The 15,055-nt window shown below is 38.9% G+C and carries 14 protein-coding genes; 1 reads left to right on the top strand and 13 read right to left on the bottom strand.

Features of this window, described 5'->3' with window-relative positions; genetic code table 11:
* Positions 1 to 9: 9 nt before the first annotated feature.
* The 3 genes from HQN83_RS18195 to HQN83_RS18185 are packed head-to-tail and all read right to left on the bottom strand — an operon-like array spanning position 10 to position 2,314.
* Entirely contained in the window at positions 10 to 1,335 is a 1,326-nt protein-coding gene (locus HQN83_RS18195; RefSeq protein WP_173092018.1) for a sensor histidine kinase, read from the bottom strand.
* Between the two features lie 2 nt (positions 1,336 to 1,337).
* Complete coding sequence (locus HQN83_RS18190) at positions 1,338 to 2,012, bottom strand: response regulator transcription factor (protein WP_173092016.1); 675 nt, start codon at positions 2,010 to 2,012, stop codon at positions 1,338 to 1,340.
* 11 nt (positions 2,013 to 2,023) lie between these two features.
* Positions 2,024 to 2,314, bottom strand: a complete 291-nt coding sequence (locus HQN83_RS18185; protein WP_173092014.1) for a hypothetical protein — start codon at positions 2,312 to 2,314, stop codon at positions 2,024 to 2,026.
* A gap of 243 nt (positions 2,315 to 2,557) precedes the next feature.
* Between HQN83_RS18185 and HQN83_RS18180 the strand changes: the two genes are divergently transcribed.
* On the top strand, positions 2,558 to 3,094 hold the full coding sequence (locus tag HQN83_RS18180) for a hypothetical protein (protein ID WP_173092012.1): 537 nt from the start codon (positions 2,558 to 2,560) through the stop codon (positions 3,092 to 3,094).
* A 59-nt stretch (positions 3,095 to 3,153) separates the two neighbouring features.
* Here the strand turns inward: HQN83_RS18180 and HQN83_RS18175 are convergent, their stop codons facing one another.
* From HQN83_RS18175 to HQN83_RS18130, 10 genes are all read right to left on the bottom strand, one after another.
* Positions 3,154 to 4,191 (bottom strand): Atu2307/SP_0267 family LLM class monooxygenase, encoded by a 1,038-nt coding sequence (locus HQN83_RS18175; protein WP_173092009.1) that lies wholly within the window; start codon positions 4,189 to 4,191, stop codon positions 3,154 to 3,156.
* 84 nt (positions 4,192 to 4,275) lie between these two features.
* Positions 4,276 to 4,956 carry an ATP-dependent Clp protease proteolytic subunit gene (locus HQN83_RS18170; RefSeq protein WP_173092007.1) on the bottom strand — a complete coding sequence of 227 codons (681 nt, stop codon included), beginning with the start codon at positions 4,954 to 4,956 and terminating at the stop codon, positions 4,276 to 4,278.
* Between the two features lie 85 nt (positions 4,957 to 5,041).
* A complete protein-coding gene (locus HQN83_RS18165) occupies positions 5,042 to 5,311 on the bottom strand; it encodes a hypothetical protein (protein WP_173092005.1) in 270 nt (89 codons plus the stop codon).
* Complete coding sequence (locus tag HQN83_RS18160; protein ID WP_173092003.1) at positions 5,292 to 5,858, bottom strand: RNA polymerase sigma factor; 567 nt, start codon at positions 5,856 to 5,858, stop codon at positions 5,292 to 5,294. The genes HQN83_RS18165 and HQN83_RS18160 overlap by 20 nt, the downstream gene beginning before the upstream one ends.
* A gap of 96 nt (positions 5,859 to 5,954) precedes the next feature.
* Positions 5,955 to 7,601, bottom strand: a complete 1,647-nt coding sequence (locus tag HQN83_RS18155) for an FAD-dependent oxidoreductase (protein ID WP_173092001.1) — start codon at positions 7,599 to 7,601, stop codon at positions 5,955 to 5,957.
* 19 nt (positions 7,602 to 7,620) lie between these two features.
* Entirely contained in the window at positions 7,621 to 8,373 is a 753-nt protein-coding gene (locus HQN83_RS18150; protein ID WP_173091999.1) for a porin family protein, read from the bottom strand.
* An 80-nt stretch (positions 8,374 to 8,453) separates the two neighbouring features.
* The gene (locus HQN83_RS18145; protein ID WP_173091997.1) at positions 8,454 to 8,804 is read right to left on the bottom strand and encodes a hypothetical protein; all 351 of its coding nucleotides are present in this window, start codon (positions 8,802 to 8,804) and stop codon (positions 8,454 to 8,456) included.
* Between the two features lie 373 nt (positions 8,805 to 9,177).
* Positions 9,178 to 10,230, bottom strand: a complete 1,053-nt coding sequence (locus tag HQN83_RS18140) for an IPT/TIG domain-containing protein (RefSeq protein WP_173091995.1) — start codon at positions 10,228 to 10,230, stop codon at positions 9,178 to 9,180.
* Positions 10,231 to 10,232: 2 nt separating this feature from the next.
* Positions 10,233 to 11,831 carry a RagB/SusD family nutrient uptake outer membrane protein gene (locus HQN83_RS18135; RefSeq protein ID WP_173091993.1) on the bottom strand — a complete coding sequence of 533 codons (1,599 nt, stop codon included), beginning with the start codon at positions 11,829 to 11,831 and terminating at the stop codon, positions 10,233 to 10,235.
* Positions 11,832 to 11,849: 18 nt separating this feature from the next.
* Positions 11,850 to 15,032 (bottom strand): SusC/RagA family TonB-linked outer membrane protein, encoded by a 3,183-nt coding sequence (locus HQN83_RS18130; protein WP_173091991.1) that lies wholly within the window; start codon positions 15,030 to 15,032, stop codon positions 11,850 to 11,852.
* Positions 15,033 to 15,055: the final 23 nt, after the last annotated feature.

Here is a 15,055-nt window from a genome sequence, read left to right as displayed (position 1 = left end):
ATTTAAAGCCTACACCAACATCCCCTTCGGAAAAGTAATTGTAAAAGTTGATCCCTGTTTAACTACCGAAGCAACTTTAATATCGATATTATGATATACGGCAATACTTTTCACAATAGATAGCCCAAGCCCATAACCAACATTCTCTGTTAAATTGGCTTTTCTGAAACGATCAAAAATAAAGTCGATATCTTCTGGGGCAATACCAATTCCGGTATCTTTTATAATAACCATATAATCGCCCTGCTTGTTAAAAGCATCCGTAATTACCACACTCCCCTGCTCAACGTTGTATTTAATTGCATTGTTTATCAGGTTGTAAAACAATTGAAAAAGCAAATCATGGTTCACATTTTTCAGTGTAACCTTATCCGTAACATCAATGGTAAGTGTAAGCCCCTTATCCTCTAACCTATGACTAATCTCTTCTTTTATATCCTCCAGTAAATCAGCAGGCTTAACAGAAGCCAGTTTTACGAACTGATCGTTCTCTATCCTCGAAATAAACAGTAGTGAGGACGAGATTTTCTTTAACCGATCTAGCGTTTTCATCATCCCTACAATGCGCATAGCTACATCTTCAGTAATCTGATCATCGGCAAGTAGGTTTTCCATTTTGTTTTGGAGGATACTTATCGGAGTCATCAACTCATGCGAAGCATTTGCAGTAAACTCACGCTCCTTCTCAAAGTCTATATTGATCTGATCCATTAAACTAATCAACGACTCATCAAGGTATTTAAAATCTTGAGTACTGGTTTTAACAGGTACACTTTCATCCTTAAAAGGGAACTTTCTGTTTATCAGTTTACTTTGTATAATCTTACCAAGCGGTCTTATCAGTATTCGGGTAAAAATAAGGTCGATAACAATAGTTAAAGCAATTAACCCCATTAACACGTATAAGGCAATGCGCTGTAAAGGTTTATTGTATTGATTGATGCTGCCTACGGTTTTCCCAATCTCCAGCAGGTAGTTTTTATCTTTAATTTTAAAAGTATGGCTAAGCACCCTGTAATTCAAGGTATCCTGCTCTACTTTACGTCTGGCTGTTTTTATGGTATCCAATTGCAGCTTAGGAGTAGCAGGCTGAAGAGAAATATACTCTTCCTTAAGCATGGTGTAACTACCAAAACTATCATCGCCTTGCAAGTAATAATCAATTCCATTTCTATGTACATCTCTGATTACCTTTGCTTGCTGATCTCTTAAGGAATAATTAGTGTATTCTGAGGCAATACGAGCTACCAAAAAAGGCATAGAAAGGATAAACAAAAGCACTACTGCCAGTTTAGACCCGGTGATGAAGTATATGAGCTTGGCAGATAATTTCACGTTTATTTCTTTATTCTATAGCCCACACCACGAACTGTTTCGAGCCACTCAGTGGGTGCCCATACATTTAATTTCTTCCTGATGTTTTTTATGTGTGCATCAATGTAATTCGAATCATAGTCATCATCGGCAAAGGTACCCCAAATGTGTTCGCTTAATTGCATCCTTGTTAAAACACGGTTTTTGTGTAAAAAAAGATAGCTCAGCACATCAAACTCCTTACGCGACAATTCTATTTGCTGCTCTTTGAAATTTATAAACCTTTTTTGAAGGTCGATGCTAAACTCTCCAAGTGGAAGTGCCTCTTCCTTAACGTTAAATTTACGACGGGCAATGGCCTGCATTCTTGATTGAAGCTCTAACAACGAAAAAGGTTTGGCCAGATAATCATCAGCTCCAAGATCTAGTCCCGTTATTCTATCTTCCAGGTTACCACGTGCAGTTAAAATAATGTATGCAGCTTCCGGGTTGTATTTTTTGGCTTTTGGCAATAGCGTCAATCCATCACCATCGGGTAAACCGAGATCAAGCAGAATAAAATCGTAACTGTTTATTTCAATTTTCTCTAAACCTTGTGCTACAGTATGTGCCAGATCGCACAGGTAGAATGCCTTTTTTAAAAAGGTTTCCATTTCGTAAGCAAGCGTTTTTTCATCTTCAACTATAAGCACTTTCATATTTGTATCGGCTAGCCTCTTCTACCTTTAGAACGGGAAGGTCTTTCTTTCTCTTCTCTCTCTTTTCTTACAGGCTCAGGTTTAGATTGTCTTCTGGATTTAGGCACTTCTTTCACTTCCTGTTTTTCTTTTTTCTGCCTGTCATCATCCTTCTTACCTCTGGATTTGTCTCTCTGTTGAGTCTCAAAAGTTGATGCTTTTACTGGATTCGATACTGCGGATAGTACTAATAAACAAAGCGTTATTGATACAATTAAAAAGCGTTTAACTAATGTATATGCGTTTAAATAGATCATCATCATGTAAATATAAAGAAAGTTTGCCTCTTTCGAGGCAAACGATCTATCCCTCCTAAAACATATGCATGTTCATCTGCGCCACTCAATATCTATAACAAAGGTGATTACCCAACATGAAATTAAGATGAAATTTAAAAAGTAAAATAATTTTAGAATTTCATGTTGTTTTCATGTTCGGTTTAGAGATTTGAATCATTGAAACACACAAATGAAACTATTAAGAACAAACAATTAAAACGTACAGTCATGAAAAAGCTAATATTCTTAACGTTACTCGCAGCAATTGGTTTTATCCCTACCAAGTCAAGCGCTCAGGTTAGCCTTAGTGTAAACATCGGGTCTCAGCCTGCATGGGGTCCTTCAGGTTATGACCGTGCAGATTATTATTACATGCCCGATATTGAAAGTTACTATTATGTACCCACCAGACAGTTTATTTACTTAAGCAATGGAAACTGGACTTTCTCGGCAGGCTTACCTCCAAGATATAGAGACTACGATTTGTACAACGGATATAAGGTAGTAATTAATTCACCTAGACCATACGATCATTACAGAGAACACAGAGTAGAATATGCGAGATACAGATCATATCGTTCACAACCGGTTATCCGTTACAGTCGCCCGGTACGTTATGTAGAGAGAGATTATTATAGAGGCGACAAACACGATTACAAGAGATATAAAGAACATGGCAATGGATGGGGCCGTGGACGTGACCGTGATGATGATCGCGGACATGGAAGAGGAAATGGTCGTGGTAGAGGACACGACAGGGATTAGAGTTCCATTTTTTAGTTCAAAGGCTTTAAACCGGATGGTTTAAAGCCTTTTTTATTATACTATTTTGTACTCATTGCTTTCCTTACTATTGGCGCTACCTTAGTGCCAAATATTTCAATTGATTTCATCATTTCCTCATGCGAAGGATCACCTACATCCATGTGGCCAATAAATCTGGTAATGCCAAATAATTCATGCATATACAGAATCTTATCTACTACTGCATTGGCCTCTCCAATAAATAAAGCACCTTCTTTAGAACGTCCTCCATTATACTGCTGCTTGGTATATGGTGCCCAGCCTCTTGTAGCACCTATCCTATCCATCTGCGCTGCATAATTCTCATAATAACCATCTGCATTTGCTTCATTGTCGCTCAAAAATGCATGTGAATGGATACCAATCTGCATTTTACTCACATCATGGCCATGTTTTACATATTGTTCTTTATAGTATTCAATTAAGGGCTGAAATTGCTTAGGCATACCACCTATGATAGCAACCACCAATGGCAAACCTAATACTGCAGCACGCAATACAGACTGTGGCGTTCCGCCAACTGCAATCCAGATTGGTAATTTCCCATCATTACTTGCCCTTGGCAATACCATTTGGTTGATGAGCGGTGCACGAAGATCACCTTTCCAGTTTACAACCTCATTGTTATTGATGTTGAGCAACAGATCCAGTTTTTCTTCAAACAGCTTATCATAATTTTTAAGGTCGTAGCCAAACAAAGGAAAAGATTCTATAAAACTCCCCCTGCCTACACCTATTTCAGCACGACCATTGGAAATCAGATCAATTGTTGAAAAATCCTGATATACTTTTACCGGCTCAGCAGAACTCAATACTGTCACTGTACTGGTCAGTTTAATATTTTTGGTGATGCTTGCTGCAGCTGCCAGTACAATTTCCGGAGATGAAACAGCATAATCCGGACGATGGTGCTCGCCCAAACCAAAAACATCCAAACCTACCTCATCGGCCAGTTTAATCTGTTCCAGAATCTCGTGCAGTTTTAATTGCGCAGATCTTGGTTTCCCTGTTTTCTGATCAACCGACAAATCGCCGAACATACCTATACCTAATTCCATAATCTTATATTTTTATAAAGCAAAGTTACCATGCCCGATAAATATAAGTATTGACCTAGGATAAGTAATAACGAAAAATGTTTATCACCTCGACAAAACCTCATCAACCATACCAAATTCTTTGGCCTCAACCGCTGTCATCCAATAATCGCGACTGGCAGCTTCATTGATCCGATCATAGGCTTGCCCACTATGTTTGGCTATAATCTGGTAAAGTTCCTTTTGCACCTGAAGCACTTGTTTAATGGAGATATCCATATCAGTAGCAGTACCTTGCGTACCTCCTGAAGTTTGATGAATCATTACACGAGAATGCTGTAAAGCAGATCGCTTTCCGGCAGCACCCGCACAAAGCAATACTGAGCCCATAGAAAGGGCAATACCAGTACAAATAGTTGCCACATCCGGTGCGATGAATTGCATGGTATCGTAAATACCTAAACCAGCATAAACCGATCCGCCAGGTGAATTGACATACAACTGGATGTCCTTTTTAGCATCGGCCGATTGCAGAAAGAGCAATTGGGCCTGAATTACATTGGCATTCCTTTCGTCAACAGCTTCTCCCAGAAAAATAATGCGATCCATCATCAGACGTGAAAATACATCCATCTGAGCAACGTTTAATTGCCGCTCTTCTGTGATATAGGGTGTCATGGCAACCGGACCGGCCATAGCAGACGTTCTTGAGATATATTTATCTACATAAATACTGTTAATACGGTGATGCTTTACCGCATAGCTGCGAAATTCATTGTTTTTCATGTTGAGTTATTTTTGGTAAAAAAAAGACATAGCAATACCCCTACCCGCATTGGGGCACATTAGCATTTAATTAAATTAAGTTGGTTTACTTACTAAAAAGACGCATAATCCTTTGCCTGAATGAAAGGTGCTCAGGCGAGGCAAACAACTTTTGGTGTACCTGACTGATTTCTTTACGTAACTGTTCCCTGCCGTAGGTTTCTACCAGCTGATACGTTTTTTGCTGCCAATGAATACTTTCTTGCAACTCTGGCTGGAGTAATAGCCGCGCCTGCATTAAAACCTTTTCTTCCCCACCAGGACTAGTCAAAAGAAAATCTTCAATCAGCAACAGCTCATTCAAGGATGTCTTCATAGCTTAATGATTTTTCTTTTACAGTTTCCTTTATTTTTTCCAGGCATTTGAACTTCTGAACAGTTGCGGATCGTGGCCCTGAAAAGCCAAATCGTTCTGCAACTTTTTCCATATTCAGCTTTTCATAATAAAAAGCACTAAGCAACTCCATACATTTCTGACCTGCAGTTTGCAGCAACTTAAACAAGCGAGAAGAAGATACTTCTTCCTGCTCAGCAACATCAATCAGGCCAGCCTCTTCATCAAAGTCAGCATTTAACTGATCAATAGACAATTGTTTTGTGCTTTCTTTGTATCGCTTATTCCAGAGGTAGCGGGCAATACCAAACAGATAGGCTTTATCGCTGTGTTTTAAGGTTAATTCCTGCTGGGTCGATTTCTCGTAATAAATAACTAGAGCATCCTGAAAAATATCCCTGGCATCATCAAATGAACCACCCATTTTAGAAACATGACTTGCCACAAGAGGAAAGGCTTTTTTATACAAAGCAGTAAGCCATGCTTCACGATCATTGTATCTCACATCGGTATTTAATTTTGCATCCATAGTTACTACGTTTAATAGTATGTGGGCATTTTAAACCAAATATCACCAAAACCTGGCAATTATTTTTGTGTAGCCTTTAAAAACACTTCCTTTCTATTAATTGAGCCTTAACCTCTGTTTTTGATTTAGCAATTGCGTTTCCAATTTTTCGTAAGATACCTGCTGAACATTTACCTGATCATCAATAGCAATGGCTGCTGCTGTTGCTGCAGATTCGCCAAGAATCATAAAAACAGGCTCCATCCTTACCGAACCATAGGCAATATGAGAGCTGGAAACACAAACCGGCACCAATAAATTACTGCACTCTCCATTTTTAGGGACTATAGATCCGTATGATATGCTGTAAGGTTTGGGTGCATGCACACCTATGTCTCCTTCATTCTGCACAAACCCTCGGCTATTCACATAGCGTTGTGTATTGTGCGAATCCAAAGCATAAGAACCCATACCTATTGGTTTTGGCACTTCTTTTCGTCCCAATGTCTCATTTTCTGTTAATACACAATCACTAACCATCCTTCGGGCTTCTCTTACATAAATTTGGTGAGGCCAGTTTCCATTATCTTTAAATTCATCTTTAGACAAGCCCCATGTTTGCAATCTTTTTTGCAGATCAGCAGGAACACGCGAATCCGTAATCATGAAATACATCAGTCCCTTTTGATAATCTTCATGTTGTTTGATAATCTCTTTGCGTTTCTGATAACTAGCTTCAGGATAATCGTAGTTCATACCAATAAAATCTGTACTAAATGGACCGTGATTATTTGTGTCTGTTTTACGATTAGGTATGTCGTCAAATTTATCAAACAACTCTTTCCAACCACTTTGAAATACCCTTGCCAGCAACTCATAATTAGCAGGATTATAATTGTCGGGTTTTGGAAACGTTATCCTGTTTTCTTCCTTATTGGTGAGGCACATTCTAAAACAATAGGCCTGTAGTTTATTATCACCCTCTCCTTTTACTCCCGGATTTTCTCCGGAAATACCCGCAAGCAGGCCACTGTTTTTATCACCAGGAGTTTTGTAGGGATCTATATCTGTTTTAAAATGATGTCCGTGTTGAAACACCTCTGTCTGAACGCCATTCCAGGTTTCACCATACACACTATTTGCTTCTCGGCCAACATGATAACTTACCTTTGCACTAGCCATCAAATCGCCCTCGTAAGTAGCATCTATAAACATTTTACCTGTAAACTGTTTACCACTTAATGTATTGATAGATGTAATTTTACCATTTTTCATTTTTACCCCATCTTTGCGATTTAACCATTCATTTCGGTAAATCTCAATGTTGTTTTCTTTGATATAATCTTCCATGATCTTTTCGGCAACATGAGGTTCAAATATCCACATAGTCCTATCTTTACCATCAATTGCAGGTGTTCCTTGCCCTTTATTACCATATTCTTCCTTTTTTTGCCACTTCCATGCAGTATCCTGTTGGTAATGAAGATAAACCCTATGGTAAAAATCACGCGATAAGCCTCCTATAACCTCCTTATTCCCTGTATCAGTAAAACCTAAACCACTTGATGACAGTCCACCCAAATGAATATCAGGAGAAATCACAATTACAGTTTTACCCAGTTTTTTGGCGGCAACAGCAGCAGTGATGGCAGCTGATGTACCGCCATATATGATCAGATCAGCCTGATAAGGTTTGTTGGCTCCTGCCAACAAACCTGAAACAGAAAACAGAAGGATTAGAAAAAAACTTAATGTTTTGCGCATTATACAATTGTTTTGAAAATTAAAATTTTACACCAACACCTACAGAGCCAGTAAGCATTCGGGTATCTAAATTACTCCCATTATCCGACACCGTACGACTAAAAACAGGAAGCAAGGTGTAGCTTAGCCTAAAATCCGCATAAAAATTAATCTTTCGAGGACTGTTATCACCAAGCTTAACTCCGGCAAGTAAACTATTGTTAAAATGTTTTACATTTTTTAATGGCAATATTTCATTCTTAGCCTCTCTTCCATTACCATCAACACCTTCATCGTAGTGTAATTTTGTTTTAGAATTAACTGCTATACCAGGAGCTAAACCTGCATAGGCGGCCAAAAAGATCCTAAACGAACTTGGCTTAAAATTATAGTTAATTACAATTGGTAATTCTACGTAATCAATATTGAAATTAAAATTGTTATAGGCTGGTTGCTCCTCGCCTTCTTCATCAATAATAGTTACGCTGTTGTTTTTTTCCTTGTAAACCATCCCTCTTGAATTAAAGAGCAATTCGGCAGTGAGACTAATGCGTTCCGTTAGTCGTCCGTCGGCAGTTAGTCCGGCATTTAGGGAATTTCTTACAAAGGAATTGAAATTACTGAAATCGCTTCGTTCTGCTGTGGATGTGGGCATTACTTTGCGTGTAAAGATAGAGGCGTTAATGCCGGTTTTGATTCCGAACCTTACCTTTTTTTCAAAATCAGGGTGTTCTTGAGCCTGAACATACAGCCCATAGAAGAGCAGTATGAAAAAACATAATTTAGATTTCATAGCGAGTTTTATTTGTGTGTACTCTAATTTATGAAATTTAATTGGTTACTCATCGTAACATTTTGAGCGAGAAATATTTACTATTGAAGCTCCTGAAGTTCTTCAGGTCGGATCCTGCGTTCTGGTCGGTAACCGATCAGCGCAAGGTTGATTTCATCCTGTTTATTAGGGTTTATTAAGCGCGAGCAATAAGAATCTCCGCTTTCGTAGCAAAAGCTTATAACTACACGTTCTTTAGGGTGATCTATCTCTGGTAAGGTACCTAAAACGGCATATAGATTATTAAGTACTTTGGTTACATCATCAGTTTCAGGTAAAACGAATAGAATTTCATCTCTTTTAGCATCGAAATAGGTAATTGAACGCCAACCGCGATCATGATAATGCGCTTTAAGATTTACTAAAAGTTCTGACTTATAAGGATGATTCATGTGAAAGTTTACTTACTTCGGCTAAGATAACAGTTTCGGCATAATACAATAGTTATTTCGTAGGTAAAATTACTGATAACGTGATCATTGTTATTAACACAGCCATTGTTATTAACACATAGTCATCATTAAACATCTCACCCAGTCTCAAGATATAACCAAATCGTCATCATGGAATAACCAAATCGTCATCCTGAATTTATTTCAGGACCTCGCAAATTGCATTTAAAACCTGCTTAAACGAGGTCCTGAAATAAATTCAGGATGACGATCGTGTTAACTTTTCTCGCGATGACAATCGCTTAGAAAAACAACCATACTTCACTAAAACAACGATACTTCACTAAAACAACGATACTTCACTAAAACAACCCTACTTTACTAAAATAACATCATCAAAGTAAAACGCTTCATCTTGTTTCTCCGGTCCTTCTATCCAGAAGCCTAGTTGTTTCATTGGGCCTTTTTTCCAAAGCTCAAGTGTGGTCATTGGAATTTTAAAATAAGTCCACACATTTGCCGGCACAGCAATAGGCACACTTCTGTCCGAATTTCCATATCCTCCTGCCCTTGCATCACCCGTTACATAAAGTGTATAATCGGCCGAAGCACCTTTTACCCAGAACGACAGGTAATTGTACTCCGGCATACTTGCTACACCGTTCCAGTTGGCAAAGCCATCTGCACTCCAATTACCTTTGTTATACCCGGCTTTAAATGATTTAGTTCCGCTTTTAGCAAAAGCTGAAGATATTGATGCAGGGCCCCACGATCCGTTTTCGAAACCATTACCATAATCATCAGTAAAGATTTTGTAAGCTTTATCCAAATTTACAAAGACCTGATTAGTAGTAATTGGCCCTGTAGAATTGGTAAGCACAAGTTTTGCACTATTTACCGTAGTTGCAGGCATTTTTATAACCAGTTCTTTTTTAGATTGAGTTACAATGCTCGCCGCAGCAGCAGTTCCATCAATGGTTATACTGGTTACATCTTGCAAGTTATTACCCACCAAAGTAATCTCAGTACCCTCAATAAAATTGTAGTTCGAAGCCGTATTTACCAATGGCAAGGCAACCACATTGAAAGGCACTTTTAGCTGAGCCCCAAGTCTGTTGGTTAATATTATGTTCTGAGCGCCACCATTAGCCGTATCTGGCACCCTAAATATCAACGCCCTGTCGGTATTCAGCGTAGGATTAAAAGGAGCAGGAACATTACCCTTTTCAAACACAACGCTGGTTATACCACCGAGGCCGCTACCCGTTAAAGTAAGCACAGTGTTTCCACTTGCTTTCTCCGGATCAAGCTTGTCAGCAACAGGGTTCTTTGAGGCTTTACTTTCCGACTGTTCTTCTTTTGTACAGCCGGCTAAGATTAATACACCTGCCAGCAGGAATATTTTTAGATTTTTAATAGTCTTCATGTCTATTTATAATAAGCTACTGCCGGTTGAAGCAGCAATGGATTAATAACTGTTTCTGGTTGTGGTACCGGAAGGTACAACTGTTTTGCCGAAGAAAGCGTGGCTTTAAAGCTGGTTAACTGCCCGTTACCACCTACTGTACCACGCTCCTGTACGGCTATCATCTGTTGTGCTTTAGCAAATCCTTGTCTTTGTATGTCAAACCAATAATCGCCTTCAAATGCAAATTCTACTTTACGCTCATGCAAAATATCATCGAGCGTGATGCTCGTTAAACTTACCAAGCCAGCACGGTTATGTACCTGATTAAATGCCTCTAAAGCAATAGCATCACTAGTCGATGTTCCACCTGCAAGTACAGCCTCGGCATAAATCAATAATACATCGGCATAACGCAAAATATAAGTCGAAATGCTATTGTGACTATCAGAAGTTACAACTTCCGTGCTTCTGTTAGGTCCTACTACGTATTTCTGAATGTTAGAACGCGTACCTGTCTGGATTTTAAAATCGCTGGTTATACCGGTTGTATCATAAGTAAACCCAGTAGGGAAGTTGTCATTAATCCAATTTGGATTATGAAAACCTTGCTGCATTACCGACCAGCCTTTTCTTAAATCCCCAGTTGCATAACCTGTTGATGCATTTAACATATCAAATGATGGAACCACTGCCGAATAACCATTTCCACCGGTTGGCTTTGGTTTTAGCAACGGTTGAGGCCCTACATAAAGCATATACCTGTTTCCGCCGTTCCATCCCATAGAGGCCAACCACCTTAATGAAAACAACATTTCTTTGTTGTTTTTATTGGCTATATCTGATGAAGTAAACATCCCCTGAAAGTCAGGATTTAAGCCAATCCTTTGGGTCGACAAAGCATAATCCATAACCTCTTTAGCCTTTATTCTGGCATTTTCATAGTCCTTTAAGTAAAGATAAATTTTGGCCATCATACCCTTTGCCGAGTATTTGTTAACACGACCATCTTGTGTAGCTATCTCCGGCAGGTTCTCTTCTGCGAACTTTAAGTCTTCAAGCGCAAACTTTAATACATCTTTTTGAAGATACCTTGGAGTAAGCGGAGCACCTTCTTTAGTTAATTCAACAGGGTTTTCTACAATTGGTGCGTCACCAAAAGCACGACCGATATAAAAATAAGCGAATCCGCGTATAAACTTAGCTTCAGCAATACCCACATCAAGATATGCAGGATCAGAAACCTGTGCTTTTTTCTCCATAAAAGCATGAATCAATACCGATGCTTGTCCAGCTGCCTTATAGCACGACTTCCAGGTGTCCATCACCAAACCATCAGTACTTTGGATGTTAAAATTGTAAAATGAATTGTATTGCGCATTGCCCTGAACACCTGTTACAGTACCCCCAAGAACATCGCCTACTGATATAAACGCCTTGTCCGACCAGTCGTTCCATACCGAGTTGTATAACAGCCCAGTAGCCCCGTTTACTTCAGATGCTGTGGTATAATAATTTTCTGTTGTTGGCCCCGTTTCTGAGGGATTATCCAGAAAGCTCTTTTTACAGGAAACCCCAACTAAAGCGGCTGCAAAAAGTATGATGATAATATTAGTTTTCATTACTTTAATTTTTAGAGGTTAGAATTCGATGTTAGTTCCAATTGTAAATGTTCTTGGAACCGGATAATGACCATTGTCAATATTCATGAACCTGATGTTGTTGTTAAGTGCACCCAGCTCCGGGTCGTAACCAGAGTAATTGGTAAATGTGTATAGGTTCTGTACCGACACATAAAACCTTGCATTGTTCACTTTTATCTTGTTAATTAAAGATTTAGGTAGGTTATAACCCAATGCTACATTTTGTATCCTCAGGTAAGATCCATCCTCAATATATCTGTCAGATATTCTGGAGTTGTTGTTATGCCATTGGTTGTACCTTGGCAAATCACCATTTGGATTGCTCGTAGTATATCTGTTTAAAACCGAAGTAAGCTGATTTGCATATGGCGAACTTAATGCCTCTGTTTGGCGACGGCTGTAGTTAAAAATATCGCCACCCTGGCTACCATAAATAAATATAGATAGGTCTATTCCCTTATAGCTAAAGGTATTGGTAAAACCGTAAGTAAAATCAGGGTTAGGATTCCCAATTACGGTAACATCCTTATCATCAACCACCTTATCGCCATTAAGATCTTTAAATCTTACATCACCTAACCATAAGCTACCCGGTGCTCTGGCTAAACCATAATCGATTCCGTTATTCAGTTCTTCTTGCGACCTAAATAACCCATCTGTAACATAGCCATAAAACGCACCAAGCGGACGGCCTTGCTGAGACAACGTTACCAAAGATTTTGTTCCGTACTCATCAAACATACCCGGTATGGTAGCATCGGGCTGATTCATTTTGTTTAAGATATTTTTATACCTGCTAAATATGATATTGGTTTTCCATGAGAAATTGTCGTTTTGAATATTGTAAGAAGTTAATCCGATATCAAAACCTGTATTTGTCATTCTACCCGCATTTGTAATTGGAGTTTTTATATCATTCCATGCAGTACCCAAGCCAGAATAAGCGCCCAGCTGAGTAGGCAAAATCATATCAGACGTTATCTTCTTATACACATCTACACTCACCTCCAATTTTTTATTCCATGTGCTAAGGTCTATACCTCCATTGTAAGTATTAACCGACTGCCATGTAATTAGCGGATTGGCTACATTGGCAGGTAATCCACCCGGGCCAAAAGGGGCGGTACCAAAAAGAGTAATATTTGATGAGTACAAATTCCCTCCTCCGGCATCCTGCCCCCCTACCTCACCATAGCCAAATCTAAATTTCAAGTAGTTTATGTATTTATTTTCTTTTAAGAAAGATTCATTACTTGCAGTCCATGAAGCAGAAACCGCAGGAAATGTTCCCCATTTATGACCTGCACCAAAATTTGATGAACCATCTCTTCTAATCGTTCCGCTGATGGAATAGCGGTTATCATAAGTATAATTTAACCTTGCAAATACAGATTCCATACTCCATGTTGACGCATTGGCCTGTATATCCTGAGTATCCCCTCCATCACCTGCATTTAGGTTCGGAATATTCAACTTCAGGTTATCTCTTTTACCGCTAATCATATCATAAGTTGAACGCTGAGCCTCATGACCTAACGTTGCTCCCAAATTATGTTTACCAAAAGTTTTGTTGTAGTTAGCATAGTTTTTTAAAGCCCAATAAAGCGTGTTTTGTCTTTGATCCCTTAATCTGGCAGGAGAAATAATCACACTTTTAGTAGCCTCATTGTAAACATATGGCTGAAAGGCTTTATCAGCTGAAAGGCTAAAATCAAAGTTACCTTCTGATCTGATCACAAGGCCATCTATAATGTTCAAGTCTGCATATAGTGCACCAAAAGCTCTCGAAGTTTTATTGGTTACATCACGCAAATTAGCTAATGCCACAGGGTTATTAGGATTTCCAAATGTGCTTCCTCCAATTACATTGGTAGAGATGTAGTTACCATTAATATCCTTAACAGGTGTTGCAGGGCTATTGTAAAGCACTGTACTGGTTACCGCATCAAAACCATCCGACAATCCAATTTGCTGTTTTGTTCTGGATAAATTTGCTGTAATACCTGTTTTTAACCATTTGGTAGCCTGATGATCAATATTTGCTCTTAAGGTTACCCTGTTAAATCCTGTTTTAATCAGTGTACCTTCCTGATCAAGAAATCCACTTGAAAAATAGAATTGGGTTTTCTCTGATCCGCCTGAAAAAGCAAGCTGATGACTTTGCGTAAAACCTCTTATATAAATCTCATCCTGCCAATCAGTTCCTTTACCCAATAGGGATGGATTCCTAAACTCGCCAATACTATCCATTCCACTTCCCGGAACAGCTCTTACTTCCTGTACCAAAGAATTCATGTATTCTGCATTTTGACGCAAGTTCATTACCGAAAGCTTTTTAGGAATCTCGGCCATACCCACATAAGAATCGTAAGTAATTTTGCCTTGGTTAGCTTTACCCCTTTTAGTATTAATTAATACAACCCCGTTGGCACCTCTGGCTCCATAAATAGCCTGAGCGGAGGCATCCTTTAAAATGTCTATAGTTTCTATATCGGCAGGATTTAAGGTAGCCATAACACTCTGACCAACCTGTCCTGAGCCACCACCCAATACATTTTGTTCCAGCGAACTACTTTTACCATCCATCGCAACTCCATCTATTACATATAAAGGTTCGTTGTTATCGCCTGTCGAAGTAAGCCCTCTGATCCTCACAGAAACACCTCCACCTGGTTGTCCTCCATTGTTGTTGATGGTAACACCGGCAACTTTACCTTGTAATGCCTGATCTACACCGGCTACAGGTAAGTTTTTAATATCTTTCTGTGATACAGATGAAATTGCTGAGGTTACTTCTGATTTACGTAATGTACCGTAACCAATTACAACCACATCTGATAAGGTTGATGTAGAAGATTTCAAATTAGCGTTTAAGGTCGAATTTGAACCTACTGTAAGTTCTTGCGTGGTCATACCCACATAAGAAAAAACAAGCACACTGGAATTGGATGTAACCATAATAGAGTACTTACCCTCATTATTGGTTAACGCGGTAACTTTGGTTCCCTTTACCATTATTGATGCGCCGGGCAAAGTTGTTCCGCTATCATCAGAAACAACACCTGTAATTAATTTCCCTGTGTTACTTTGGGAGTAACTGGACTTAGTGATACCAGTTAGTGTAAAGACTATGAACAGAATATAAATCCATTCATTACAACTCGTTCTTGTCGTTTTCATTTTTGGTCGTCATATTTGGTTTA

Origin of the sequence: Pedobacter foliorum (assembly GCF_013266735.1) — a bacterium.
In the GTDB taxonomy this organism is placed as follows: domain Bacteria; phylum Bacteroidota; class Bacteroidia; order Sphingobacteriales; family Sphingobacteriaceae; genus Pedobacter; species Pedobacter foliorum.
This window is presented reverse-complemented; position numbering and strand designations above follow the sequence as displayed.